The sequence below is a fragment of the Parvibaculum sp. genome (assembly GCF_030694575.1).
Lineage (GTDB): Bacteria > Pseudomonadota > Alphaproteobacteria > Parvibaculales > Parvibaculaceae > Parvibaculum.
Map to the genome: position 1 here is coordinate 25,715 of NZ_JAUYUS010000068.1, position 24,812 is coordinate 50,526.

General features: G+C 59.1%; 21 protein-coding genes. 5 read left to right on the forward strand and 16 right to left on the reverse strand.

The annotated features are described in order from the left end of the window. Positions 1–15: 15 nt before the first annotated feature. From Q8S60_RS10395 to Q8S60_RS10460, 14 genes are all read right to left on the reverse strand, one after another. Positions 16–687 carry a TetR/AcrR family transcriptional regulator gene (locus Q8S60_RS10395; protein ID WP_305277361.1) on the reverse strand — a complete coding sequence of 224 codons (672 nt, stop codon included), beginning with the start codon at positions 685–687 and terminating at the stop codon, positions 16–18. Continuing rightward, positions 684–2,132, reverse strand: a complete 1,449-nt coding sequence (locus Q8S60_RS10400; protein WP_305277359.1) for an efflux transporter outer membrane subunit — start codon at positions 2,130–2,132, stop codon at positions 684–686. The genes Q8S60_RS10395 and Q8S60_RS10400 overlap by 4 nt, the downstream gene beginning before the upstream one ends. Further along, positions 2,129–5,266, reverse strand: coding sequence for an efflux RND transporter permease subunit (locus Q8S60_RS10405; RefSeq protein WP_305277357.1), 3,138 nt, complete (start codon positions 5,264–5,266; stop codon positions 2,129–2,131). The genes Q8S60_RS10400 and Q8S60_RS10405 overlap by 4 nt, the downstream gene beginning before the upstream one ends. 50 nt (positions 5,267–5,316) lie before the next feature. Further along, positions 5,317–6,501 carry an efflux RND transporter periplasmic adaptor subunit gene (locus tag Q8S60_RS10410; RefSeq protein WP_305277355.1) on the reverse strand — a complete coding sequence of 395 codons (1,185 nt, stop codon included), beginning with the start codon at positions 6,499–6,501 and terminating at the stop codon, positions 5,317–5,319. 552 nt (positions 6,502–7,053) lie between these two features. Next, positions 7,054–7,482, reverse strand: coding sequence for a biopolymer transporter ExbD (locus tag Q8S60_RS10415; RefSeq protein WP_305277353.1), 429 nt, complete (start codon positions 7,480–7,482; stop codon positions 7,054–7,056). Between the two features lie 14 nt (positions 7,483–7,496). Then, positions 7,497–7,922, reverse strand: a complete 426-nt coding sequence (locus Q8S60_RS10420) for a biopolymer transporter ExbD (RefSeq protein ID WP_305277351.1) — start codon at positions 7,920–7,922, stop codon at positions 7,497–7,499. A gap of 39 nt (positions 7,923–7,961) precedes the next feature. After that, positions 7,962–8,843, reverse strand: coding sequence for a MotA/TolQ/ExbB proton channel family protein (locus Q8S60_RS10425; protein ID WP_305277349.1), 882 nt, complete (start codon positions 8,841–8,843; stop codon positions 7,962–7,964). Positions 8,844–8,895: 52 nt separating this feature from the next. After that, positions 8,896–9,513: an energy transducer TonB gene (locus Q8S60_RS10430; protein ID WP_305277347.1), complete on the reverse strand. Its 618-nt coding sequence runs from the start codon at positions 9,511–9,513 to the stop codon at positions 8,896–8,898. Between the two features lie 84 nt (positions 9,514–9,597). After that, a complete protein-coding gene (locus Q8S60_RS10435) occupies positions 9,598–10,122 on the reverse strand; it encodes a flavin reductase family protein (RefSeq protein ID WP_305277345.1) in 525 nt (174 codons plus the stop codon). Positions 10,123–10,138: 16 nt separating this feature from the next. Continuing rightward, positions 10,139–11,509, reverse strand: coding sequence for a peptidase M20 (locus tag Q8S60_RS10440; RefSeq protein WP_305277343.1), 1,371 nt, complete (start codon positions 11,507–11,509; stop codon positions 10,139–10,141). Further along, the gene (locus Q8S60_RS10445; protein ID WP_305277341.1) at positions 11,502–12,170 is read right to left on the reverse strand and encodes a cysteine hydrolase; all 669 of its coding nucleotides are present in this window, start codon (positions 12,168–12,170) and stop codon (positions 11,502–11,504) included. Before Q8S60_RS10445 ends, Q8S60_RS10440 begins: the two co-directional genes overlap by 8 nt. Continuing rightward, positions 12,167–13,234 carry an LLM class flavin-dependent oxidoreductase gene (locus Q8S60_RS10450; RefSeq protein WP_305277339.1) on the reverse strand — a complete coding sequence of 356 codons (1,068 nt, stop codon included), beginning with the start codon at positions 13,232–13,234 and terminating at the stop codon, positions 12,167–12,169. Before Q8S60_RS10450 ends, Q8S60_RS10445 begins: the two co-directional genes overlap by 4 nt. A 60-nt stretch (positions 13,235–13,294) precedes the next feature. Beyond that, the gene (locus tag Q8S60_RS10455; protein ID WP_305277337.1) at positions 13,295–14,605 is read right to left on the reverse strand and encodes a CynX/NimT family MFS transporter; all 1,311 of its coding nucleotides are present in this window, start codon (positions 14,603–14,605) and stop codon (positions 13,295–13,297) included. 52 nt (positions 14,606–14,657) lie between these two features. Beyond that, positions 14,658–17,135, reverse strand: coding sequence for a TonB-dependent siderophore receptor (locus Q8S60_RS10460; protein ID WP_305277335.1), 2,478 nt, complete (start codon positions 17,133–17,135; stop codon positions 14,658–14,660). Between the two features lie 574 nt (positions 17,136–17,709). Between Q8S60_RS10460 and Q8S60_RS10465 the strand changes: the two genes are divergently transcribed. Further along, positions 17,710–18,564 carry a TauD/TfdA family dioxygenase gene (locus Q8S60_RS10465; RefSeq protein ID WP_305277332.1) on the forward strand — a complete coding sequence of 285 codons (855 nt, stop codon included), beginning with the start codon at positions 17,710–17,712 and terminating at the stop codon, positions 18,562–18,564. Between the two features lie 32 nt (positions 18,565–18,596). Next, on the forward strand, positions 18,597–19,448 hold the full coding sequence (locus tag Q8S60_RS10470) for an oxidoreductase (RefSeq protein WP_305277330.1): 852 nt from the start codon (positions 18,597–18,599) through the stop codon (positions 19,446–19,448). Positions 19,449–19,499: 51 nt separating this feature from the next. On the opposite strand, the gene Q8S60_RS10475 is transcribed toward Q8S60_RS10470, so the two are convergent. Both Q8S60_RS10475 and Q8S60_RS10480 read right to left on the reverse strand, forming a co-directional pair. Beyond that, complete coding sequence (locus Q8S60_RS10475; protein WP_305277328.1) at positions 19,500–20,315, reverse strand: TauD/TfdA family dioxygenase; 816 nt, start codon at positions 20,313–20,315, stop codon at positions 19,500–19,502. A gap of 134 nt (positions 20,316–20,449) precedes the next feature. Continuing rightward, positions 20,450–21,058, reverse strand: a complete 609-nt coding sequence (locus tag Q8S60_RS10480; RefSeq protein ID WP_305277326.1) for an NADPH-dependent FMN reductase — start codon at positions 21,056–21,058, stop codon at positions 20,450–20,452. Positions 21,059–21,361: 303 nt separating this feature from the next. On the opposite strand from Q8S60_RS10480, the gene Q8S60_RS10485 reads away from it, so the two are divergent. The 3 genes from Q8S60_RS10485 to Q8S60_RS10495 all read left to right on the forward strand — a co-directional run bounded on the left by Q8S60_RS10485 (position 21,362) and on the right by Q8S60_RS10495 (position 24,688). After that, positions 21,362–22,567, forward strand: a complete 1,206-nt coding sequence (locus tag Q8S60_RS10485; protein WP_305668508.1) for an aromatic ring-hydroxylating dioxygenase subunit alpha — start codon at positions 21,362–21,364, stop codon at positions 22,565–22,567. Positions 22,568–22,595: 28 nt separating this feature from the next. Continuing rightward, complete coding sequence (ygiD, locus tag Q8S60_RS10490; protein WP_305277322.1) at positions 22,596–23,387, forward strand: 4,5-DOPA dioxygenase extradiol; 792 nt, start codon at positions 22,596–22,598, stop codon at positions 23,385–23,387. 221 nt (positions 23,388–23,608) lie between these two features. Then, complete coding sequence (locus Q8S60_RS10495; RefSeq protein ID WP_305277320.1) at positions 23,609–24,688, forward strand: acetamidase/formamidase family protein; 1,080 nt, start codon at positions 23,609–23,611, stop codon at positions 24,686–24,688. The last annotated feature ends 124 nt before the right edge of the window (positions 24,689–24,812 follow it).

A 24,812-nucleotide genomic window follows, 5' to 3' on the forward strand; every position in this document is an offset into this window, starting at 1 on the left:
AATTCCGCCTGCCTTTCAGGCATCGCAAGCATCGGCATCTTGTGTTGAGAACTTCAAATGCTCAGGGCCATAAATCCTCAGGAAATCATCGAGCGCGCCGTCAAGATATCGATCTATTTCCTCCGGCGCGAGCCTCACGTCTTCACCACAAAGCACCTTCATCTGGTACTCACCGAGTACAAGCGCGATGAAAACGTCGGCCGCGCGCGCCGGATCGCCGATGTGGAGCAAGCCGCGCAGTGATTGCTTCTCAAGATAGGTCGAGACAATTTGTCGTCCCCTGGCGGGTCCTGCTTTGTAGAAGGTGGCGCCGACTTCGGGGAAATATGGCGCCTCAGCAATAACGAGGCGGAGCAGCGACATCTTCGGCTGCTGGATCACGCCGTCGAAAAACTGTCTGGCGACGACGTGAAGCGCCTCACGGAGCGGGCGCTCGTCGATATCTTCCGAAGCGAGAACCCCGAAGAAATTCTGACACTCTTCTTCGATCATCTCCTGAAAGAGACCAGCCTTCCCGCCAAAGAGGTCATAGAGCGTTGCAAGCGATCCGCCCGATACGCCCACAATGTCGTTGAGACTGGTAGCGCCATATCCTTGCTGCAGAAAGACATCACGTGCGGCATCGAGAATCGCCTGTCGTCTTTTCTCGCGGCGAGTCGGTTCCTTGTGCCCCGGCCCCTGTCTCATCGTTCTCCCCCCCCATTTTCAGCGGCGCTTTGTTCGAAGCCGCCCCCACCCAGAACCTTGTACAGAGTGACTGTATTGCTCACTTGCGCAAGCTGGGTGCGAATAAGCTCCTGCTCCGCTGCGTAAAGCGAGCGTTGCGCATCGAGCAAAGTGAGATAGCTGTCGATCCCGCTGCGATATCGGCGCTCCGCGAGCGCGTAGCTCTCCGCTGTCGCTGTCACCAGCGCACGTTGCGCGTCCAGTTGTCCACCGTAGGTGCCCTGCCCGGCCAGAGCATCCACCACTTCGCGGAAGGCCGTCTGAATACTCTTTTCGTAGCGCGCGATATTGATGTCCTTCTGGACCTCCGCGACTTCGAGGTTGGCGATGTTCCGCCCGCCTTCAAAAATCGGAATGCTGATCTGGGGCATGAAACTCCATGCGCCGGAGCCGGGCTCAAACAGGCCGGAAAGCGAGCTGCTGGCCGTGCCGCCTGCAGCCGTCAAGGTGATCCTGGGAAAGAAGGCGGCCCGCGCCGCGCCGATATTCGCGTTGGCGCCCCGCAGAGAATGCTCAGCCTGCCTGATGTCGGGGCGGTTCGCGAGCAGGTCCGAGGGTAGTCCTGTCGGCACGTCCGCGACGAAGCGGTCGATGTCCTGCGCGTCGTCCAGCGTCGCATCGTCGACGGGCGCGCCGACAAGCAGCGTCAAGGCGTTGCGGTCCTGTGCGACCTGACGGATGAAGGCGAAGCGGTTCACCCGTGCCGTCTCGACAGCGGTCTGTGCCTGTGCGAGATCAAGTTTCGACGACATGCCTCGTTCATAGGTCATCTTTACGAGATCGTAGGAGCGCTCCTGCGCCGCCAGCGTTTCCTCGGTGAGCTGCAACAGGCGTTGGTCCGCCCTGAGCGTCAGCCAGGCATTGGCAACTTCGGCGATCAACGCGATCTGCGCGGCGCGGCGCGCTTCGTCCGTGGAAAAATATTCCCGAAGAGCCTGCTCGTTGAGGCTACGCACCCGGCCAAAGAGATCCAGCTCATAAGCTGCGACATTCGCCTGCACGCTGTAGCTCGTTCCCGTGCTCGCTTGTCCTGTGCCCGAAAGATCGCCCGGCACCCGCTCACGCGCCATCGTACCGTCGCCGCTGATGCCCGGCAGCAAATCCGCGCGCTGCACTCGGTATAATGCGCGCGCCTCTTCCACATTGAGCACCGCCTCACGCAGATCGCGATTGTTTTCCAGCGCCTGCGCGATCAGCTTTTGCATCGCGTCCGACAAAAAGAAGTCCCGCCAGCCGAGAGCAGCGAGATCGACATCGCCCTTCACGGAAATATTCACTTCGCTGTAGGCCGCGCCGGACGGCCACCTGGCCGGCAGAGGCGCATTGGGCCGTTCATAGTCCGGCGCCAATGTGCAGGCGCTGAGCAGAGGCAACGACAGGACGATCAGGGGAAGAAACTTGTTCATCGATCTGCTTCCGTTTCCGGCAGGGGCGTCGCTGTTGGTCGCTTCTGCAAGAAGCGCTGCACCACGACGAAGAAAAGCGGCACGAAGAAGATGGCGAGAACGGTCGCCGAGATCATGCCGCCCATGACGCCGATGCCGATGGCATTCTGGCTGCCCGATCCGGGGCCGGAGGCGATCGCCAACGGCATAACGCCGAGTGTGAATGCGAGCGACGTCATGATGATCGGCCGCAGACGCAATCGGGCCGCGTGCATCGTCGCCTCAATGAGGCTCTCACCGCCCTGATAGAGATCTTTTGCGAACTCGACGATCAGAATGGCGTTTTTCGCAGCAAGGCCGATCGTAACGAGCAGGCCCACCTGGAAATAGACGTCGTTGGACAGTCCAGTCATGGTGGCCGCAAGCACGGCGCCGAGAACGCCGAGTGGAACGACGAGCATCACCGAGATCGGGATCGACCAGCTTTCATAAAGCGCGGCAAGACAGAGGAAAACGAACAGGAGCGAAAGCGCATAAAGAGCCGGCGCTTGCGCACCCGCCTGCCGTTCCTCATAAGACAATCCTGTCCACTCATAGCCAACGCCTTCCGGCAGCTGATCCATCAGTTCTTCCATTGCGACCATGGCGTCGCCCGAACTCACGCCCGGCGCAGCGGAGCCCTGTATCTGGCGCGAGGATGATCCGTTGAAGCGCTCGAGCCGCGGCGAACCGTATGTCCAGTGCGTGGTCGCAAACGCGGAAAAAGGCACCATTTCACCGTTCGCATTGCGTACATGGAGCTTATAGACGTCCTCCGGCAGCATACGGAACTTCGCATCTGCCTGAAGATAGACTTTCTTGACGCGCCCCTGGTCGATGAAATCGTTGATATAGCTGGATCCCCAAGCTGCCGACAGCGTGCTGTTGACGTCGGACAACGCGAGGCCAAGCGCCGCTGCCTTCTCCTGGTCCACATCGACGCGGAACTCCGGCATATCGTCCAGTCCGTTCGGCCGCACACCAACGAGTTTCGGATTTTGCGCAGCAAGTCCGAGAAGCTGGTTGCGCGCTTGCATAAGCTTATCGTGACCGATCCCAGCACGATCGATGAGCTGCATGTCGAAGCCCGAAGCCGTCCCGAGTTCCGTGATCGATGGTGGAATAATGGCGAAGGCCATGGCGTCCTGCATGGTGCTGAAAAAACCCATGGCGCGTTGCGCAACGCTGAAGGCGCTTGTCTCGTCCGTTCCGCGCTCGTCGAATGGCTTCAAGTTGATGAAAGCCATTGCCGAATTCTGGCCCGCGCCGGCGAAATTGAACCCCACGACCGAAAACAGGCCCTGCACGGAATCCTTCTCCTGCTCCATGAAATAATTTTCCACGAGCTTCACGGATTCCCGTGTGCGCTCTGCAGACGCGCCCGCCGGCGTCGTAATCAAAGTCATCATGAAGCCCTGATCCTCGTCCGGCAGGAAGGACGCCGGGAGACGGAGAAAGAGAGCACCGAGGATGACGACAATGACGGCGTAGATGGCCATATAGCGCACCGGCCCGGCGAGAAAGCGGCGCACGCCCGATTCGTATGAACGTCCGCCGCGGTCAAACATGCGGTTGAACCAGCCGAAGAAACCTCGTTTCTCCTCACCGTGGTTTGTCGTCGGCTTCAGGATCGTGGCACAGAGTGCGGGCGTCAGCACCAGTGCGACAATCACCGACAGCACCATGGCCGACACGATTGTCAGCGAGAACTGGCGATAGATCGCGCCGGTCGATCCAGCGAAGAACGCCATCGGAATAAGGACCGCACTGAGTACGAGACCAATGCCGATCAACGCGCCTGTAATCTGGCTCATGGACTTTCGGGTCGCCTCGCGTGGCGATAAGCCCTCCTCGTTCATGACACGTTCGACGTTTTCCACCACTACGATCGCGTCGTCGACGAGGAGACCGATCGCCAGCACCATGCCGAACATGGTGAGCGTGTTGATCGTAAAGCCGAATGCGGCGAGAATTCCGAACGTACCGAGAAGAACGACAGGGACGGCGACGGCGGGAATGAATGTCGCACGGACGTTCTGCAGGAACAGATACATCACAAGAATGACAAGCACGATCGCTTCGGCAAGCGTCTTGATCACCTCGTTGATCGAGAGCCGGACGAAGGGAGTTGTATCGTACGGGATGACTGACTTCAGACCTTCGGGAAAGAAGGGTTCGAGATCGGCAAGTTTCGCGCGAACCGCTTCCGCCGTGTCGAGTGCATTCGCTCCCGTTGCCAGCCGGATGGCAATGCCGGAGGCCGGATCGCCGTTATAGCGTCCGATCGTTTGATAGCTCTCGGAACCAAGCTCGACACGCGCGACATCCTTGAGGCGCACCTGCGATCCATCCTCGTTGACGCGGAGCAGAATGCTCTCGAACTGGGCCGGTGTTTCAAGGCGCGTCTGTGCCGTCACTGTGGCGTTGAGCTGCTGGCCTGCCACCGCCGGGCGAGCGCCGATCTGTCCTGCCGACACTTCCGCATTCTGTGCACTTATCGCGGTGGAAATATCCGATACCGCTACTCCGTAGCTCTGCAGTTTTTGCGGATCGATCCAGATGCGCATGGCATGCTGAGGCCCGAAAAGCTGAATCTCGCCTACGCCGTTTACGCGGCTTAATGGATCCTGGATATGCGATGCGACGTAGTCAGCGATTTCGGTTTCGTTTATCCGGCCGTCCGTCGAAATGAACGCGATAACCATGAGGAAGTTTCTGGCTGATTTCGCGACCGTCACACCCTGCTGCTGCACTTCCTGCGGCAAGAGGGGCAGAGCCGCTTGCAGCTTGTTCTGCACCTGGACCTGGGCAATATCCGGATCGGCTTCCGGCTCGAACGTAAGCGTGACCGTACCGGTGCCCGATGAGTCGCTGGTCGAGGACATGTAGCGGAGGTAGTCGAGGCCGCTCATCTTTTGTTCGATGACCTGCGTCACGGTGTTTTCGACCGTTCGCGCGGAGGCCCCCGGATAGGTGCCGGTGACGGTCACCGAGGGGGGCGCGATAGGCGGATACTGCTCGATCGGCAGCTGCATGATCGACAGCACGCCGGCCAGCATGATGACAATGGCAATGACCCAGGCGAAGACGGGACGGTCGATAAAGAAATTCGCCATGTTGAACTAACGCTCCGTTGAACCTGAATCGCGTCTACGCTCGCCGAGCCTCAGGGCTTCTGGCCCTGCTGCTGTGCTGCGCCCGCGGGCTGTTGTGTGCCCTCGCCTGCTTCCACCGCCTTGACCTCGACACCCGGCTGCAATTTCTGCACACCCGCGATCACGACACGGTCGCCGGATTCGAGCCCCTCGCTTATGAGCCATTTGTCTCCGACGGCACGAAGCGCAGTGACGGTTTTCTGCGTCACCTTCTCGTCGTCGCCCACAAGCCAGACCTGCGCTTTTCCATCCGGTGTACGGGATACGCCCTGCTGCGGAACGAGGATCGCATTCTCGAGTACGCCCTGCTGCACGATGGCCCTTACGAACAGGCCAGGCAGAAGTTCGGCATTGGGATTGGGGAAGATTGCGCGCAACTGAACCATGCTGGTATCCGGTGCGACTGTGACGCCCGAGAACTGAAGCTCGCCCGTGCCGCCATACTGCTCTTCGCTGCCTTCGAGCTTCAACGTTACGGGCGCCTTGCTGCCCTTCGCCCCCTGGATCCTGCCCTCGGCCATTGCGCGCTTCATCCGGAGCAGGTCGGCCGCGGATTGCGTGAGATCGACATAGATGGGGTCGAGCTGCGTCACGGTGGCAAGTTCCGTCGCCTGGTTGGCTGTGACCAGCGCTCCTTCCGTCACCGAAGAGCGGCTGATGATGCCCGAAATCGGCGCAATGACTTTTGTGTAGGCGAGATTTGTTTCCGCGGTATCGAGGTTCGCCTTCGCCGTAGCGACATCCGCAGAACTCTGGGCGAGCGTAGCCATGACGTCGTCATAGTCCTGCTTGCTCACCGCGTTCACAGCGACAAGTTCCTTGTAGCGGGCGGCGCGGGCCCTCTCGGCCTTCTCATTCGCTGCCGCCTTCGCTAACGCGGCCTTCGCCGCATCGAAATTTGCCTGATAAAGCGCGGGATCGATCTGGTAGAGCTGCTGCCCTTCCTCGACCTTTGTGCCCTCTTCAAAGAGACGCTTCTGGACGATGCCGGTCACCTGAGGCCGGATCTCCGCCACGCGGAAGGCCGATGTGCGCCCGGAAAGCTCCGTGATCACTTCAAGCTGCTCGGGCTTCACTGTTACTACACTGACTTCCGTCGGTGGGGGACCGGCCTGCTCTTCACCGCTGTCGCATCCGCTCAGGACGGCCGCCGCCACAAGGAAAGCCGCGAGCCTTACAATCACTCCGCCACGCATCTCGACTCCTGTCGGTATCCACGAAAGGGAACCGTCCCGGTGCGCAGAAAAGGGGGAGTGCGCGAGCATGGCGGGGGGATATGCCACGACCGAGACGACTATTCATGTAATGTACGATACATTACATTTTTGTCAAGAGGTAATGCTCGGGCTGCCAAGCCCCCGCGCGCCGGTCGCGGAAGGCTATGCAATAATAATGTGCATCGTTTCGCACGCGGGCGAGGTTCGCCACCTCACCTGAAGCTATTGATTCAGTGTGCGCCCGCTCGGATGAAAAACTTTGGGAGAACGTCCATGGAGGTATCGCGCTTTCCTCTTCTCTCCCAAACATTGAACCTCATGTCTCGCCGCTGAACCTCGATACCCTCCGTATAGAGACATACTTAACTTTCACCAACCGCAGAGATTCCGCGAAAAGGCTGCCAGGAAAAATTTGTCGCGGATGCCGTGAGCGGCCGTAGAAGTCAGCCCATCCTCCGCTGTGCAGCACACTTGAAGCTCCGAAGACAAGTCGCCGGAGCCAAGTTTGAGCGCCACGCAGGCATCCCTCAATCAATCGATATATTGCTCGTTGCCGACAAAGCCAATCTTCGTAACGCCGAGGCGCTGTGCCGCGGCCAAGACTTTTGCCACATGATCGTATTCGACCGTGCGGTCAGGACGGAGATGTATCTCCGGCTCGGGAACAGCGGTGGCTGCGGCGAAAAACTTCTCTTCCAATGCCGAAATATCGCTCAGGCTTTCACCGTTCCAATACGCAACACCGTCCGCATCCACCGTGAGCTGAACGACCGACGGCTCCTGCGGCGGCGCTTCGAGCGTGACAGCCTGAGGCATATCGAGCTTGATCGCGTGAGTTTGCAGCGGGATCGTGATGATGAGCATGACGAGAAGCACGAGCATCACGTCGATCAATGGCGTGGTGTTGATCTCCATCATGGGATCGTCTTCGCTACCCTCGCTGCCAACGTTCATTGCCATGAGGCCATGTCCTTCTAGCTGCCTTGAACCGGTTCGGTGATGAAACCCACTTTGTGAATCCCGGCCCGCTGGATATCGAGAATAAGTCTGCCCACGGACTCAAAGCGCGTCATCCGGTCGCCGCGAACCTGAATTTCAGGTTGAGTATCTGCCTGCGCTGCCTCGATGAGTTTCTTCAGCATCTCCTCGCGGGTCTCCACACGAGACGCATTCCAGTAGTAATGCCCATCAGCATCAACCGCGATGGTGATGTTCCTGGGTTCTGTCTGATTGATCTCGCTACTCGCCTTTGGCAACTCAACCGGAACAGTCTGGATCGCAACCGGAATGGTGATCAGGAAGATGATCAGAAGCACCAGCATTACGTCGACAAGCGGCGTCGTGTTGATAGCCGACATCACTTCATCTTCATCGCCGTTGCTTGCTACGTTCATTGCCATGATCGTGCCTCGGCTTGATTTCGTCTACCCGACATGAACCTACGCGACCTTTCCGGACAGAATGCGCAGGTGAACTTCGGTCGCAAAGCGGCGCGCTCGCGAAACAACGGCTTTGTTGCGGCGCGTCAGCAGGTTGTATCCAAGCACCGCAGGGACGGCCACGGCGAGGCCGATCGCCGTCATGATCAATGCTTCGCCAACCGGACCGGCAACCTTGTCGATGGATGCCTGGCCGGACACGCCGATCGCAACGAGCGCGTGATAGATGCCCCAGACAGTGCCAAAAAGACCGACAAAAGGTGCGGTTGAACCAACCGTCGCCAACAGTGCAAGACCGCCCTGGAGCTTCGCCGTCAGCCCTTCTACGGATCGGCTCAGCGCTGCTGTTGACCAATCCGACAGGGTGACTTCGCTGCTCAATCCCCGCTTGAATTGCGCCACCGCTTCTTCGCCATCCTCCGCAACGACACGATAGGAGTTGCGCTTTGGCAGAGCTTCAATGCCCTCCTTCAACGTATCCGTGGGTGCGAAGAGTTTGATGACACGATTGAACTGATCGAACATTCGGCGCTGTTCGAAGAGCTTGGTAATCAAGACGTACCATGAGCCCATGGACATGAACGCAAGGATCATCAGTGTCGCTTTGGAAACGAAGTCCCCCTGCTCCCACAGAGCACCCAGCCCATAGGGATTTTGTTCAGCTGCCGATGCCGGTTCGGCCTCCGCTATCTCGGGCAAGCCTGTGGCCTCTCCGGTCGCCTCCGCCGCCGCTTCGCCTTCGACGGGCGTTTCGGCAACGGCAGGTGCGGTTTCCTCCTGAGCATGGGCCGGCGCGTGAGCAACAGCCAACCCGACAGCAAAGGTCAGCGCAAGCGCAGTTGCCCTGAGAATGGGGAAAGTAAAATTGCCTCGGATCTTCATCACTGGGGTCCTTTACTCGTCTTCTGGAATGTCATCTAGGAAAGCATCAGCTTCAGTCGGTCAGCTTGAACGTCACGGCGAACTTCATCCAATGTCCAACCGGCCTTCCGTCCAGCGTTGCCGGGGTGAAGCGCCATGTGCGTCTGGCATGCATGAGCGCTGTCTTGTCGAGACGCGGAAAGCCACTGGACGTATCGATCCGGCCGTCTGTCACTTTCCCGTCCTCGGATACGAAGAGGATGAGAATCACACGGCCTTCCTCTCCCGCGCGCCTCGACGCGGCGGGATAGGGCGGCTGGGTATTGCCGTGACTTGGATCCGCGCGCGGGAGGACCGGTTGCGGCTCACGGACAACTGGCACCGGATCCGGTTTGACCGTCTGTACCTGCTGGATTGTTTTCTGCGGTGCCGGTGCAGGCTTCACTGCGACTTCCGGTGGCGGCACATAAGCTTCAGGCGGCTTCACGATTTCGGGTGGCGGCGGCGGTGCTTCCTTGGACGGCTCCGCAATCAGCGCAACCTGCAGCGGCTGCTGAACGGCTTCCACGACATCGCGGGCAAGGCCACTCACGAGTGCCCACAAAAGTAGAAGATGCAGGCCGATAACCACACCAAGCCCGACAACACGGCTCGACGCTGGATGACCTTCCTGGAAATCAAGCGTACTCATTTGTCAGTCACTTTCACGCACCCGGTCCGCCACATGGATCGCGGACCGTTGGTTTTGTCCATGCACAACAGGTGCCAGTTCATCTCATCGAACCTCAAGCCCGCCAACAGTCAGCTCGGCAAATGCACTTCGGTAATAGACCAGAGGCACCGGATTCGGATCGACGCTCGCGGCTCTGACCAAACCGACCAAAATCTCGTGATCCCCGCCCGCAAGACTGTCTTCGAGGTCACATTCTATTGCGGCGGCAACGCCATCGATGAGCGGCGCACCGTTTTGTCCGTCACGGTGAGAAATACCCTCAAACTTGGCGCTGCCGTTTGCTTTCGAAAAGCAGGTGGCGATGTCGTCCTGACCTGCCGAAAGAATATTCACGGAGAAAAATCCTGCCCTTTTTATGTGCGCCAGCGTCTCGCTTTTCAGCGCCAGTGCGACAAGGACCAGCGGCGGCGTGAGTGACAGCGCTGAAAATGCGCTAACCGTCGTGCCTACAGGAGCGCCGGCTGCTTTTGTAGTGACCACCGTGACCCCCGTGGCAAAACTGCCAAGCGCGTTCCGGTATTCAGCCTGGTCGACAACGGATGGCACGTATCTGGATGTCTGGCTCATAGCCCTTGCCTCCGCATCAGAATGGATTGTCGCCGTAGACAGGCTTGTATGCTGTCCGGGATGCCCCTTCGGGCGCACGGCCACAGACAGACAACGCCGTCAGCGCATATATCAAAGCGCTTTTCGCCAGATCGGCCGGCGTCGGCCGCCATCGAGGCATGCCGGTCGTGACAGCCGGGATACGGTGCATGTTGAAGACATTCTGGTCGCGCCACATGCTGGAATAGACCGGGTTCGCGCGCTGCAACGGCTCACGAAGCGTCAGTTCCGTTGCCGCGCCGACGGCGGCGACCAGAGGTGCCACATCCGTTGCATCGGCTTCAAATCCGTGGCGAACAACCATCGGCTCGATCTCAAAGCCTTCGATATCGAACCCGCGCATCAATGCGGTCAGTTCGTGCAGAACATCGGCCGCTTTCTGCTTCGGCGTTAGGCCCGCCTCGAAATAGATAGAAACGACTTCCGTGCCGGTGCCGAAGGAATAGGGAACGCCGGCCTTGATGGAGTCGATCTGTGTCTTCGGAACCGAGATGCCGCCGGCACTCTCATAATAGTTGCGCTCAGGATAGGTCTTTCCCCATTTGTGCAAGGCCTCGATGATAGGACCGAGCCGGTAAACCGGATTTGGGTGCTGGAGAATGTCGTCCGGGTAATCGAGAATTGGCGTGAATATTCCTTGCCCGAATATTCGTATACGGAACACAACGTACCCACAGCCAACCCATGTCAGGCCGAAATCGCATCCCTCTGCAGCAATCGCATAATCCGGCGCCACACCGCCGTGATGAAACAGATAGTGCGCACCTATATCCTTGCCGAGGTAATCGACGCCGCGCCTGTCCTCTATTGGCTCCGGACCTATCTCACCCGGACATGCCGTGAGATAGAGCTTGCCCGCAAGCGGGATGTTCGCCTTGCGGAGCGCTTTCGCCGCTATCATGAAACAGCTCATCGGGCCCCGATCATTCGCGATCGGATAACCGAACAGTTTTCCATCTTCCAACCAACACTCCAGCCATTCGCGATTGGCGAGCGTCTCCGGCCGATACTTGGCGAAGTCGAGATCGGGCTCATAGGTCGGCGCTTCGGTGTCGAGATGTGCGGTGAAGAGGAGATTCGCGCCGGGAGCGTCGCCGCCATACTCGCCAATTACATTCTGACGTTCCGGCGTAGCTCCGACCGAACGGGGACTGAAACCTTCGCGCTGCATCCAGTCGAAGACATACTTGCTTGCAGCCGCCTCGTTCCGCGATGGGCTCGGGATATTTCCAAGTTCCAAAGCGAGGTTGCAGAGCTCGTCTTCGTCTATCGCCGCTTCGAGCGCAGCCCGATCTTCATCGGTCACCTGATAAGGCGCCTTGCCTTCAATTTTCAGAAGGTCAGCCATTGACGCCTCCCCAGGAGGCTTCGATTTCCGCCGTTGCGCTCAGAATGGCGCAGTTGAGCTCCAGCATCCGCAACGCAGCACCGTGAACATCGTCGCCATAAGCGGCACAGGCATCCGCCGCGATGATGACGTGATAGTCCCGATGGAAGGCATCGCGAACCGTGCAGTCAATGCAGCATTCCGTAGTGAGGCCGCAGGCGATGAGCGTGTCGACGCCGAGCTTCGCAAGCACCTCGGAAAAATCCGTGTCGTGGAAGGCGCTGTACTTTGGCTTCATCACGACCGGGTCCCCCGGGAGGGGTTGCGGCCCGTAAAACGCCGCACCCGGCATTCCGGCACGGCAGACTCCGCTTTCGGCCTCAGGATCGACACCACGCCGGCGCATGCGTTCGGTCCAGACGGGCGAGTCCGTTTCTGGCCTCGTCTCGAGACCGACAAAAACGACCGCCACACCTGCCGCGCGGGCGGCCGCAACCAGCCTCTCGGCATTGGCGATCGCGGCAGGCACCGCACTCATATCGACGCCGAATCCGGCAAGCAGACCATCGGGTGCGGCGAAGTCGACCTGGATGTCGATCACACAAAGCGCCGTACGACCGGGCGCGATCCATTCCGCCAGACCGGTGGCGGCAGCGCGGCTTGTGAGGGGAACGGCTGTCATGAGAAGTATGCCTTCAGGCCCGGCAGAACCTCAGCGCCCATCGTCTTCAATCCCTTGACGTAGTCCGGGAAAATCAGCATCACGCCATCGAGCTCGCAGCCTTCAATCTGCTCCTTGATCTTCTGCTGACAGGTGGCGGGTGTGCCGGCCACGGTGTGGGTCATGAAAGTTTCCTTGGCTTTCTCTCCCATCACGCTCGGGCTGCCGTCCACTTCCATGCCGTAGCTGCGCATCATTCCCTGCGCGGCGCCCCAGTCGAGACCTTCCTTGTAGTATGCGACCGTCTTCTCGGCCTCGGCGTCGGTTTCACCGAAAACGACGGTGCTCATCGCGAAGACCTTGATGGTGGTGTCGTGTTCGGTGGCAACGCGCCGCGCCATCCGGCTGATCCGCAGTGTATCTTCAGCCGTCTTGCCACCGATGAAGCAGGCATCGGTGTGCTGCACGGTGAAGCGCAAGCCCCTCTCCGACTGGCCGGCGCAGATCAGATAAGGGCGCGGACTGGAGACGGGCTTCGGCTGAGAAATGCAATCCTTGAACTTGAAAAACTCACCGTCGTAGTCGACGTGATCCTTCTCCCACATCGTCTTGACGAGCGTCGTCCATTCCTCGGCGAAGCGATAGCGGCCATCGTGGTCGAGCGTTTCGGGCCAGGCGCCCATCTGGTCGAACTCGCTTTTGTAGGAGCCCGAGACGATGTTGAGGCCGGCGCGGCCGCCCGAAATCTGGTCGAGCGTCGCGATCATCTTGGCGACAACCGCAGGGTTCTGCAGCAGCGTATGAACGGTGGCGATGATGCGCGCATTCTTCGTCACCTCGGCGATGCCCGCCATCATGGTGACGGACTCGAGCGAAGTGCCCCAATGATCGGTGTCGCCGCCGAAGCCTCGCCACTTCATCATCGACATGATGAAATCGAGACCGATCTCGTCCGCCAGAATGGCGATTTCGCGGTTCTGCCGGTAGGACGCATCGAGCGGGGGCGTGTTCTTCGAAATGATCCAGCCGCCATTGGCGATGGGAAGGAAGACACCGAACTGTTTCTTTGCCTCGGAGACGGACATTTTCTTCTACTGACCTCTTGCTTGCCTTACTGAGCGGATCGCGGACCGATCGCTGATCTGTTAGTCGGCGACGTGACCGAGGTCACCCGCCCGGGTGAGGATCGCCGCCGTCATGATTTCCTCTTCCTCGACCTCTTCCGCTTCCGCGCGGAGCGGCGGGCGCATGAACAGCACCGCGACCAGTACCGCTGCCGGCACCAGCGTGTAGAGAAAGAAGGCGTAGGAGAACGAGCCCGTGACGTCGCGCATGTAGCCGCCCAGGAAAGGACCAAAGGAAGCAAGCGTTGCTGCAACGTTCATGAAGGAGAACAGTTCGAGATAGGCACTGCGTCCATAGTAATTCATCAGCAGGACGCTCGTGGCGAGGAAGGTCATGCCATAGCCAACGCCGATGCCGATGGCATAGACCATGAGAGCGAACCAGTTCGTACCAACGCCGAGCCCGACCATGCCCGCCACGAGAAGTGCAAGCGCCACGATCAGCAGAATCTTTGGATCGACATATTCACCGATGAAGCCACTGACCGCTCGCGAGGCTGCATTGAGGAATGCCTCGAAGCTCAGAAGACCGCCAGCGACGCCCATGGCAATGCCGATCTCGGTCAGATGACCGACGGACAGACTGTTTACGGTGATCCCGCAAAGAAGGAACGCCACATAGCCAGCGGCAATAATGTAAAATTGCGGCGTGCGAAGCGCCTGAAGAGCTGTCCAAGACTGCTTTGTAACATACACACCCGACGCGCTTTCAACCGCGGCCGCGGTGGCAACGTCGGCTGCGCGGCGATCCTCATCCTCGCCTTCGCGCAGGAAGGCGGCCGTGATCACGCCGGCAATCGCTGTGAGGACCGCGACGATCATCCAGTGCATCCTCCATTCGTCCCAGACGCCGACGGCCAGGAAGTAGATCAACGGACCGACGATGCCGCCCACGCCGCCAATCGTGAAGTAGATGCCGAACGCCATCGACTGCTTCTTGAAGGAGCGAGCGATCATGAAAGTGCCGGGAACGGTGGCGACGAACGAGAAGCCCGTGCCCGCGAGCAACATGGCCGCAAAATAGGCCGGCACGCTCTGCACGAAATAGAGAAGGAGATAGCCGGCGACGAGAATGGCGGTGCCGAAGAGAATCGTCGCCCGCACGCCAAACCTGCGGATCATGAAAGCGGGGGGATAGCTCGAAAGCCCGCAGGAAATACCGAGAATGGTGAAGCCGAGCCCGGCCGCCGTCCAGTCCCAACCCAGTTCGGAAACCATGTCGGGCAAGACGACACCGAGCGAGGTGAAGGTTCCCGCCGTGACGAGAAAGAACATGAAGCTGAAGGACAGCAGAACGAACCACGGATATATCGTCTCTTTCGCGTCGTTCATCTGCTGGCCTCCAGACTTCATGCACTTCGGTTACTGATAGACGCTTCGGTACTCAGAAGCGGTAGGTTGCCGTCACGCGCCACTCGCGGCCCTTGCCGGGCAGCACAGCCACGTCGCCGTAGAGATCCTGGAGCGGCGTGAAGTATTCTTCGTCGAACACGTTGTCGATGTTGAGCGCCAGCCGCCATGTCTGGAAGTCCGCATAGGCGGAGGCCTGGACGAGGAAGTAGTCGGGATACTTCACTGGATTGGACGCAAGACCGGCCGTCTCGGAAACGTAGCGCACGCCCCAGGTGGTGCCGGCATGGCCCCAGTCGTAGGTATCGGTCGTATAGGTCGCGAAGAGGCTGAGAACCTTTTCGGGGATACGCCGATCTTCGATCTCGCCGGAGTAGTAGCTGTCGCCTGTGATGCCGGCGATTCCGCTGAAGGAATACCCGACAAGCGCGGCGCCGTAGTAATCGGCCGGGTCGTAGCCAAAGGTCGCCGGTGTGAAGTAGTAGAAGGCATCGTAGCTGCCGAGGAATTTCGTCTTCTGTACGTTGCCGGCAAAGGTGAAGCTGAGGTTGTCGGTCGCGAGATAGCGCAGCTCGAGTTCGACGCCCTCCCCTTCCGTTTCGTCTACGCCGCCGCCGACATTGTCGAGCACCGTGCGATGTTGACGATAGGCGGCGAGAGCACCGGTCAGCACACCGTTGAACGCTTCGAGTTTTATGCCCGCTTCGAGCAGATCACCTTCGGAAAGATATTCTCCCCTTCCGATGCTTTGGGGCGCTATGTCGCCGGCCTGGCCGAACTCAAGTGCCACGGTTTCGGCATAGGTCGCGTAGGGGCGGATTCCGAAGGGGCCGTTCACCATCAGCATCGCGCTGTAGGTAAAGGCTTCGTCCATATCGTGCTCACGATCCGGAACGCAGTAGCAAAGAGAGCCGTTATCCACGGAATCCACCCAGTACATGTCGTACCGGCCGGTTGTCGTGAGGAAAACCAGGTTCTCGAAATCGAAATCGGCTATGCCGAAGAAGCCGAGATCGTTCCACTTGGAGTCCGTATTGTAGTCCCAGGTGTAGCCCGACCCGGGAATGAACGGCGATCCGAGCGTATCGGTCGGCGTTGCCCCCTGAGAGAGGTCGCGGCGATCAAGCGCGATGCCACCATAGTTAAACGACTCCTTTTTGTTGGCGTCGTAATAGCGATTGCTCATCCCGACATTGAACGCTGCCGTAACGGGCGCTTCCGAAGGGAGCTTGACGTCGAAATTGTAGCTGACGCGTCCCTCGACCGTGTAGGCGTTATAATCCGCAGGAAAGCCGTAGCTGACGAAGCGCTCGTTATCGAGCGAGTCGTAGAAGAGCTGGAATTTGAGTTCCGACCCGTTGCCGAAGGCTTTGATGAGGTCGCCATATATCGTCAGCGTCGACGACTCATTGAAATCGAGATCGCTGGTATAGACATTGCGCCGGCTGAGCTGCGTCGTCCCAACGCCGGTGTCCAACTGGCGATAGACAGGCAAGATATCGCACCCGCCAAAACATTGCGGAGCCCCGGTAAGTCCTCCGGGTGGCAACTCTCCTCTGTCGATGTAGCCATTGCCGTTGACGTCGATGATGCCGGAATTGCTTCCGGTGATGTACGTACCGTTGTCGATCAGGTCTTGCGTGACGCGGTTCCAGCCCGGCGTCTGCAGGTAGCCTTCCGACTGGTAGTACATGACGCCGCCGCCATAGGTCCAACCGTCTAGCGTCTCGAATTGCGCGGTCGTCTGAAGGAGCTGATGCTGGGGCTCGATGCCGTGATAGAAACTTTCGGAATCCTCCAGCTCGCCATAGACGAAAACCCCGCCCGCGGTGTTACCGAAGTTGAGCGGAATGCCGGCCTCGAAGCTGCCATTCTTCTTGTCGTAAGAGCCGAGCGTGCCGGTCACCTGACCCGACATTTCGGTCATGTAACCTGCCTCTTCGCTGATCTTCGCGGTCTTCGGTTCGAGGTTGAGCAAACCGCCGACCTTGCCCGGACCGAAATTCGCGGTCGGCGGGCCGCGCAGAATGTCGACGCGCGACGTCGCGCCGATCGGCGTCTGGTAGGTACCGCGATTTTCGATGCGCTTGAAGCCGTGGAAATAGGTTTCCGCCAGCAGGCCGCGTACATTGAGCGCGCCTTCCACACCATAGAAGGATGATGTGAAGGTGCCCGGCGAGACGGCGGCGAGATCGTCGACCGTCGTTACGCCGTAGGCGCTGAGCGTCTCGTCGCTCACGAAAGTTGCCGAACGCGGCGTTTTCAGCAGCGGCTTCTTCAGGCCGAAAAGCAGATCGCTTGGCTGCTGCTCCAGCAGACCCGCCTTGTCACGCTCGGAGATGACAAGCATCTCCCTCACCTTGGCGTCCCCGGCCGCGTCCGGTGTCGCTTCGACCACCGGAACCTCTTCAATCGCTTCCTGCGCCACTACGTTCACCGGAACGATGAACGCCGCGAGGATGACCCCCAGAGCCACTCGCGAGGCGGAATTCAAATAATGTGACTTGTTCATGCTTGACGCCCCCAATCGCAGTACAAAGAAAGAGCTTGCTTCTTCGCAGATGCGATATCATTAGCAAGGCGCGTGCCAGATATTTAATCCTTTGTTTTCAAATGATTATTTCTGATTTTCTGTGCAGATGCAGTTGATGGGTGACAAAATATCATCCTGCAGCGCAGCAGATCAGCGAGACCCTGCACGAGATCGCGGCACGCTCCGCCCGGCCAAGCGATTTGATCAAGTATTCGTTCGTCCTTGCTACGCTTTGGCGCCGCTCCAGGGCAATTCAACAGCACCCATCTCCCGCATCCCAGCTGCACATGCCACAGTTTCCGGCCGGCAGGGCTCCCCCACATCTGACGGAAACAAGGCCAAACGGGCCGGAAAACCGAGGCCGCCAGCCTCTTGCTCTCACCAATTGCCCCTTTCGAAGCAGGCAAGGTGAGATTGCCAATTTGTTGGTCAGCAAGGCGCGAGCGAACGAAGCGCCGGAAATCCTCTCAACTCATAGGGCGCACCGGGGCAAGACGCGCGCAGGAGAGAAGCCATAGCTTTGCCCGACAAAATACAAGAAGTGGCGTAACGAATGACCATCGATCTGCAGCTCCGCACTCGCCCGCTCATGCCGGGCTTCGGCGTGGAAATCTTCGAAACCGACCTGAAGACCGCCGGTGCTGATGCACGACAGCAGGTCGTCGATCGCTTCCATGAGAATGGTGCGATACTTTTGCGCAATCAGGACATGACGCCGGACGACCTTATGTCGTTCATTGATCTTTTCGGCGATCCTGAAGATCATACGCAGACGCAGTTCACGCTGCCCGGATATCCTAAGATATTTATTCTGTCCAACCGCATCGTCGACGGTCGATCGATAGGGGCGCACAATGACGGTGTAGGCTGGCACACCGACTATTCCTACAAGGAAGAGCCGGTCATGTGCACGATGCTCTACGCAGTCGAAGTTCCGCCGGAAGGTAGCGACACGCTGCTTGCAGACCTCTGCGCTGCATATAACGAACTTCCCGATGAGCGAAAGGCGCAGCTCGACAAGCTGATCCTTCATCACAGCTATCAGCACCTCATGTCGACCCGCCAGTTTGGCCGGATGGAACTCAGCGATGAGATGAAAGCCGCCAATCCGGACGTCTATCACCCGCTTGTCCGCTCCCATCCCGCCGACGGACGGAAAGCGCTGTGGGTCAGCACCGGCACCGTTAAGGGTATTGTCGGTATGGACGACGACGCGGCGCTGGCGCTTCTCGATGAACTCGTGGAGTTTGTCACCAACGAACGGTTTGTCTACCGGCACAAATGGCAAGTCGGCGATATTCTCATGTGGGACAATCGCTGCACGTTGCACACAGGCACTGTCTTCGACGATACGAAGTACATACGGCTGATGCATCGTTTGTGGGTCAAGGGTGACAAACCCTTCTAGCGCGTCGTTTAACGCAAGAAAGACGAGGCGGTATGCCCGAGAGGAAGCCGAGAGTCTGGTGGATCACCGGCGTAAGCAGTGGTCTTGGCAAGGCAATAGCTACGGCAGCACTTGATTGTGGCGACATCGTCGCCGGCACTGTCCGCCGCCAGAGCGATCTCGACGATTTCGAGGCGCAAGCGCCGGATCGTGCGCTGGGCTATATCCTCGACGTCACCGACGACAAAGTGGTTCATGCAACGGCGGCGGTGATCGAACAACGAACCGGCGGCGTCGATGTTCTCGTCAACAATGCGGGATACGGGCTCATCGGCGCTATCGAAGAAGCCAGCCCGGTGGAAATCCGGGCCCAGTTCGACGTCAACGTCTTCGGCGCCCTCAGCGTTATTCAAGCTGTGTTGCCTTCCATGCGCCGCCGCCGGCGCGGACACGTCATCAACATCACATCGGTAAGCGGGCTCGCTCCCTGGATGGGAACCGGCATATACGGCGCAACAAAGTACGCGCTGGAATGCATCGGCCAAACGCTAGCGGAGGAAGTCCGCCCTCTCGGGATTAAAGTAACGAATGTGGCTCCGGGCGGTTTACGCACCGATTTTGCCACGCGTTCGCTCACGCTCTGCCAGGCGGAGATCGCGGACTACAAACCGACTGCACACCTTGCCCGCAACATATTGTCCGGGCACGGCGGCAGCGAGGCCGGGGATCCCGACAAGGCCGCGCTGGCCGTGCTCAAGATCGCTCTGACCGACGAGCCGCCGCTGCATCTCCTTCTCGGTGCCGACGCCCTGCACTATGTCGGCCGAAAACTCGGTGCCTTCCACGCGGAGATAGCCGACTGGGCACCCACCACCCTTTCCATCGGCTTCAACGAAACCACGTGAAAAAGGCGGCTCCATGCCGCCCTTTTTCATCTCGGAAAGATCGTGGTCCCGTCAGATGGGACGTCGCGTTTCCGCTACCGTCACACGGTAACCGGAACGCACCTGCGGGAAGTAATCCCACACAGCCAGATGCCAGGTGCAGCGATTGTCCCAGAACGCCACGGATTTCGGCTTCCAGCGGAAGCGAACGTGAAAATTCGGATTGGCGCAATGCTTGTAGAGCATTTCCAGCACGCCATCGCTTTCCGCTTTGCCAAGCCCCACGATTTCAGTCGTATAGGATGGATTGACGAAAATGCCCTTGCGGCCGGTTACCGGATGCGTGCGCACCACAGGGTGCGTATTGCATGGAAAGCGCTTGTTCGGATCGTTGACGATCGGCCGATACACATGCTCGCCGTCATGCACCGCGTGCAGGCCCTCGAGATAAATCTTCATACCCGGCGAGAGGGCGTCGTACGCGGCATACATGCTCGCGAACATTGTGTCGCCGCCGACCTCCGGTACAACAGGCAGATAGAGAATGCTGCCCATCGGTGGTATTTCGTTGCAGGTCAGGTCGGAGTGCCAGTTTTCGCCGGCGACAAACTTTGAGTTTCCGTCGGCATGGATGGCAACGATTTCAGGGTGGTCCGCCAGGCCGGCGACGCCGCTGTGAATGGCAAGCTCGCCGAAAGCCCCGCCAAGTTCCTTGTGCCGCACGTGGTCCAGATCCTGGTCGCGGAAGAAGATCACCTGATGCTCCATCAGGGCCGTATGAAGTTCGTCAATGACCTTGTTCGTCAGCGGCTCGGCGAGATTTATGCCTTCGATTTCAGCGCCGATACGCATGGTCATCGGCTTTACCTTCAAAACTTCGTATTCCATCGCCCTGATCCTGCGAAACGCTCACTGGAGCTCTTACCGAGGGCATGACGATCACGCCCTATCCCAAACGCTAAACAAAAGCCGTGCCAAAGGCTTGTCTGTGTGCGCCCAAGCACTTGATCGCCGCTCATTCCCTACATGCCGAAGGGATAGGTTTTGAGATCGCAGGCGCCGCTGGCGCGAACAGCGCGAAGTGCTTTTGCATATTCGATCAGGATACCGATGCTGTGTTCGCAGCGGCCCTTGATCATGTTCTCCATCGCAACATCGGCAGCGGGCGCCCCGTTCAGCACGCCAGTAACGCCGCGAATGATGACATGATCCGGTATCCAGCAAATCCGGTTGTTCTTGAACCCTGTGGTTCGCAGCTCCACGATCGGATATGTCCCGCCCGCTGCTGCGGATATCGAGACGATGAGCCCGGGTTTGTTGGCCAGTTCCGTCGTGCATAGCAGCAGCATGTTCTTGAAGGCTGGCGGCACCATACCGTGCCATTCGGGAACGACCGCGACAAAACCATCGCATGAAGATAGCTCTTCCGAAATCGGCTTCCATGCATCCTTCAGCGGCGAGGGATCGGCGGAAAAGGCTGTTTCATCCCAGAAAGGCAACGGCGCAGTACCCATGTCGATCGGATCGCAAACGACCACATCGCGCGCCTTCAGCCGTGCCAACAGATAGGCCGCGACCTTGGCCGATTGCGCATTCGGTCGCTGGCTACCGGCAATCACGCTGATCTTCATGAGTCTCGCCTTCCTGTTCGACTGACATGTCCAGCACCCGCCGGACCGGCACTGAGGCTAGGCTCAGGAGGTCCCGGGTTCTTGCCTCTTTGCGTTCGATTGCTTTTCCCACGTAGATACAAGTTCCTGCCAATGCCACTTTTGCAGGCGGTCCGTCGCCGGTTTTCTAGGCAATGCGGTCACCGACGCGAGGCCTGAACAACAGTTTGGTCGCTCAATCACAAGAGCTCTCGTCTCTGTCGGCCTAATATCGATGCTGGAAACAGAGGCCCAAATTTTGCGTCGCTCCCTTTCGGGAGGCAGATGATTGAGCGGAGTGCGTCAATGTCCGGTACGATTCTCACCGATGATTTTTTTAACGCGTTCGAGAGCTCTCTCGGAGACGTCACGGAAGCAGAAACGTTGCCGCCGCACTGTTACACCAGCGAAGAATTTTTCAAGTTCGAAAAGGAAGCGTTGTTCAGCCGCGAATGGCTCTGCGTCGGGCGCGAAGACTGGGTGAAAAATCCCGGCGACTATTTTACCGCCTCGCATGTCGGCGAACCGCTCATCATCTCGCGTACACGCGACGGCGAACTCAAGGCGCTCTCGGCCGTCTGCCAGCACCGGGCAATGCTCGTTGCAGAAGGTCGCGGCAACACCAAGGCTTTCGTCTGTCCGTATCACCACTGGACCTACGGACTCGACGGCAGGCTGGTTGGCGCACCGGCCATGAGCAAGACCTGCGGCTTCGACCGCAACGATGTCGGCCTGCCTGAGCTCAAGACCGAGATATGGGAAGGTTTTGTTTTCGTCAATTTCGACAATGACGCGCTGCCGCTCGCTCCACGACTCAAAACCGTGAGTGACGCACTCGCACACTACGACCTTCCCAATGCGGAAGGTGCGGTTCCGGATGAGCCACAGAGCTATCCGTGGAACTGGAAGGTAATGATGGAGAACAACAACGACGGCTATCATGCCACCCGGTTGCACAAGGGCCCGTTGCACGATTTCATTCCAAGCGAACTTGCGATTTTCCCGGAGATGCCTGAGGGGAGCGCCGGCTATCTTCGCTTCAACGGCACGTTGCACCCCGACGCGGCTTTCAATCCGCTGCAGAGGGCCGTCCTGCCGGTCTTTCCGAAGTTGACGGCCGAGGAACGTCATCGCGCCGTGTTCGCCAACATCCCGCCGACACTATCGCTGGTCATCACCTCCGACATGGTGATTTACCTCATACTCCACGCTGAATCGGCCGGTCGGCATTCCATGACGATTGGCTGGCTGGTTGCTCCCGGCGCCATGTCCGAACCGCTTTTTCAGGAACGTCTCGACATGAACATGCGGACGGCGATGGAAATTACCGAGCAGGATCTTCATGTCGACAAGCTCGTCCAGATCGGGCTCAAATCGCGTTTCGCGGTGCGTGGGCGCTACTCTTGGCAAGAGCGCGCGCAGAGCGACCTCAATCACTGGCTCGTTACGCGCTACCGGGATACGTGGCAACGCATGAAATCGGCATCGTAACGACGAAATCATCGAGGCAGGACCACCGATGCGAAACGGAAACGGCAGGCGCCAGCCTGCGATATTTTTCGGGCATGGCAGTCCCGGCAATGTGATGGAAGACAACTTCGTCACGCAGTGCTGGGAGAATCTCGGCCGCGAGATTGGCAAGCCCAAAGGTATTATCTGCGTTTCCGCCCACTGGTATACACGTGGCATTCGGGTCACCGCCGCGCCAAATCCCGGCACAATCCATGATTTCGGCGGCTTTCCGAAGGCCATGTACGACCTTCGTTATCCCGCTCCCGGCAGTCCGGGGCTTGCCGGGGAGATTGCGCGCCGGCTTGCACCTGTCGATGTTCTTCTGGACGACGAAAGAGGCTTCGATCACGGCTCCTGGTGCGTGCTTGCCAAAGTCTACCCGCAGGCCGATGTCCCGATGGTTCAGATAAGCATGGATGCGACCATGCTGCCGCACCAGCATTTCGCGCTCGGGACGACGCTGGGGCAGTTTCGCGACGAAGGCTGCCTGCTTATGGGCAGCGGAAACATCGTCCACAACCTGCCGGAGATGGACTGGCGGATGCGGGATGGCAGCTATAATTGGGCGGGCCGGTTTGGCGACTACATTCGCGAGAGCATCGTCGCAGATCGGCCAGACAGGTTGATCGACTATGCGTCGCAGGGACGCGACGCCTCGCTTTCCGTGCCGCATCCCGATCACTACCTGCCGCTGCTTTATGTGGTTGGCGCCCGGCGCGCGGACGATCCCGTCCGCTTCGAGACGCCGATGGTGGAATACGGCTCTCTCGACATGACAACCGTGGTCATCGGCGCCTGAAGGACGAGCCCTGCGCCACCGGAGCAGGCATATGCTTCCTCACTCTGCCCGCTTGCGAGGCAATACCCTGTGCGATGGGTCGCCGGGCAACATCTTCTGCGCTCCAAAGCAAGATCGATCGCCTTGTACGTCGGACACTCGTCTCATCCGCTTTGAACATCGGCGTCCGCCGCAGTGTCATTGCCGCGGATGAAATGTTGTCTCAAGGCGCGAGGAGTTTCATGGCGCATGCAGTAATCCCGGGATCGAAGGCCACAGCGCACGCACATCCCACCGCCCTCCACCTCCTCAGAGCAACGCCGGAGACCTGTCACTGGGGGTATTTCGATCCGGCGCTGGCGCCGGTACTCACAGTGAAGAGTGGCGACCTCGTTCAAGTCGAGGCGGTTACCCATCATGCCGGCGATGCACCCGATATCATGATGGATGACGCTGTCCGGCACATCTACAACACGATCCCCGAAGCCGATCGCAATCCCGGCGTCCATTTGATGACAGGGCCGATCTATGTCGAGGGCGCAAAGCCCGGCGATATGCTGGAGGTGCGTTATCTGCGGATGACGCCGCGCTTCGACTACGGGTCCAACCTCGCCGCAAACTGGGGGCATCTCCACAAGGAGTTTGACGAGAAGGAACGCGTGACCATCTACCGGCTCGATCGGGCGACCCATCAAGCCGAGGCCTTCTATGCCTATGATTATCCCGGCAAGTACGAAACACCGGGCAAGATCACCAACTGCCCCGAATGCGACCGGCAGACAGCTTTGAACGGCGTCCGTGTTCCCGTCAGGCCGCATCTCGGTACGGCGGGGGTTGCACCGGATGTGGAGGGTCGCGTCAGCACCATTCCGCCGGGGGCACATGGCGGCAACATCGACAACTGGCGCATCGGCGCCGGTGCGACGATGTTCTATCCGGTGGCGGTGGACGGCGCGCTCTTTTCTGTTGGCGACCCGCATATCTCGCAAGGCGACGGCGAGATCAGCGGCACGGCAATCGAAGCCTCGCTCGATGTGCTTTTCCAAATCGTTTTGCGCAAGGACTTCGAGTTCCCTTCGCCGCTTCTCGAAACGCCCAAATACTGGATCGTTCACGGCTTCGATGAAGACCTCGACAATGCCATGCGCAATGCCTCTCTGGACATGCTGAAGTTCCTTCACGAAGAACGTAATCTCAGCAAGAACGACGCCTATTCGCTCATGAGCGTTTCAGCGGACTTCACGGTCACACAAGTCGTCGATGGGCGTCAGGGCGTGCATGTCCGCATGCCGCGCAGCATCTTCCCGACCGAAAAGAAATAGGGGCCCCTGCGGTGGGCACACTTCTTGCGACGTCGTAATCGGCGACGCAGCCGACGGCGCAAACCCCTGATTTCCGGAGCGTGAAAAAAGCGGAACCGTTTGAGCTGCACAAATTTACGGCACC

Bases quoted from the DNA above. Each gene is read 5' to 3' on its own strand.
- Q8S60_RS10395 (WP_305277361.1), bottom strand. From the start codon at position 687: ATGAGACAGGGGCCGGGGCACAAGGAACCGACTCGCCGCGAGAAAAGA.
- Q8S60_RS10400 (WP_305277359.1), bottom strand. From the start codon at position 2,132: ATGAACAAGTTTCTTCCCCTGATCGTCCTGTCGTTGCCTCTGCTCAGC.
- Q8S60_RS10405 (WP_305277357.1), bottom strand. From the start codon at position 5,266: ATGGCGAATTTCTTTATCGACCGTCCCGTCTTCGCCTGGGTCATTGCC.
- Q8S60_RS10410 (WP_305277355.1), bottom strand. From the start codon at position 6,501: ATGCGTGGCGGAGTGATTGTAAGGCTCGCGGCTTTCCTTGTGGCGGCG.
- Q8S60_RS10415 (WP_305277353.1), bottom strand. From the start codon at position 7,482: ATGGCAATGAACGTTGGCAGCGAGGGTAGCGAAGACGATCCCATGATG.
- Q8S60_RS10420 (WP_305277351.1), bottom strand. From the start codon at position 7,922: ATGGCAATGAACGTAGCAAGCAACGGCGATGAAGATGAAGTGATGTCG.
- Q8S60_RS10425 (WP_305277349.1), bottom strand. From the start codon at position 8,843: ATGAAGATCCGAGGCAATTTTACTTTCCCCATTCTCAGGGCAACTGCG.
- Q8S60_RS10430 (WP_305277347.1), bottom strand. From the start codon at position 9,513: ATGAGTACGCTTGATTTCCAGGAAGGTCATCCAGCGTCGAGCCGTGTT.
- Q8S60_RS10435 (WP_305277345.1), bottom strand. From the start codon at position 10,122: ATGAGCCAGACATCCAGATACGTGCCATCCGTTGTCGACCAGGCTGAA.
- Q8S60_RS10440 (WP_305277343.1), bottom strand. From the start codon at position 11,509: ATGGCTGACCTTCTGAAAATTGAAGGCAAGGCGCCTTATCAGGTGACC.
- Q8S60_RS10445 (WP_305277341.1), bottom strand. From the start codon at position 12,170: ATGACAGCCGTTCCCCTCACAAGCCGCGCTGCCGCCACCGGTCTGGCG.
- Q8S60_RS10450 (WP_305277339.1), bottom strand. From the start codon at position 13,234: ATGTCCGTCTCCGAGGCAAAGAAACAGTTCGGTGTCTTCCTTCCCATC.
- Q8S60_RS10455 (WP_305277337.1), bottom strand. From the start codon at position 14,605: ATGAACGACGCGAAAGAGACGATATATCCGTGGTTCGTTCTGCTGTCC.
- Q8S60_RS10460 (WP_305277335.1), bottom strand. From the start codon at position 17,135: ATGAACAAGTCACATTATTTGAATTCCGCCTCGCGAGTGGCTCTGGGG.
- Q8S60_RS10465 (WP_305277332.1), top strand. From the start codon at position 17,710: ATGACCATCGATCTGCAGCTCCGCACTCGCCCGCTCATGCCGGGCTTC.
- Q8S60_RS10470 (WP_305277330.1), top strand. From the start codon at position 18,597: ATGCCCGAGAGGAAGCCGAGAGTCTGGTGGATCACCGGCGTAAGCAGT.
- Q8S60_RS10475 (WP_305277328.1), bottom strand. From the start codon at position 20,315: ATGGAATACGAAGTTTTGAAGGTAAAGCCGATGACCATGCGTATCGGC.
- Q8S60_RS10480 (WP_305277326.1), bottom strand. From the start codon at position 21,058: ATGAAGATCAGCGTGATTGCCGGTAGCCAGCGACCGAATGCGCAATCG.
- Q8S60_RS10485 (WP_305668508.1), top strand. From the start codon at position 21,362: ATGATTGAGCGGAGTGCGTCAATGTCCGGTACGATTCTCACCGATGAT.
- ygiD (WP_305277322.1), top strand. From the start codon at position 22,596: ATGCGAAACGGAAACGGCAGGCGCCAGCCTGCGATATTTTTCGGGCAT.
- Q8S60_RS10495 (WP_305277320.1), top strand. From the start codon at position 23,609: ATGGCGCATGCAGTAATCCCGGGATCGAAGGCCACAGCGCACGCACAT.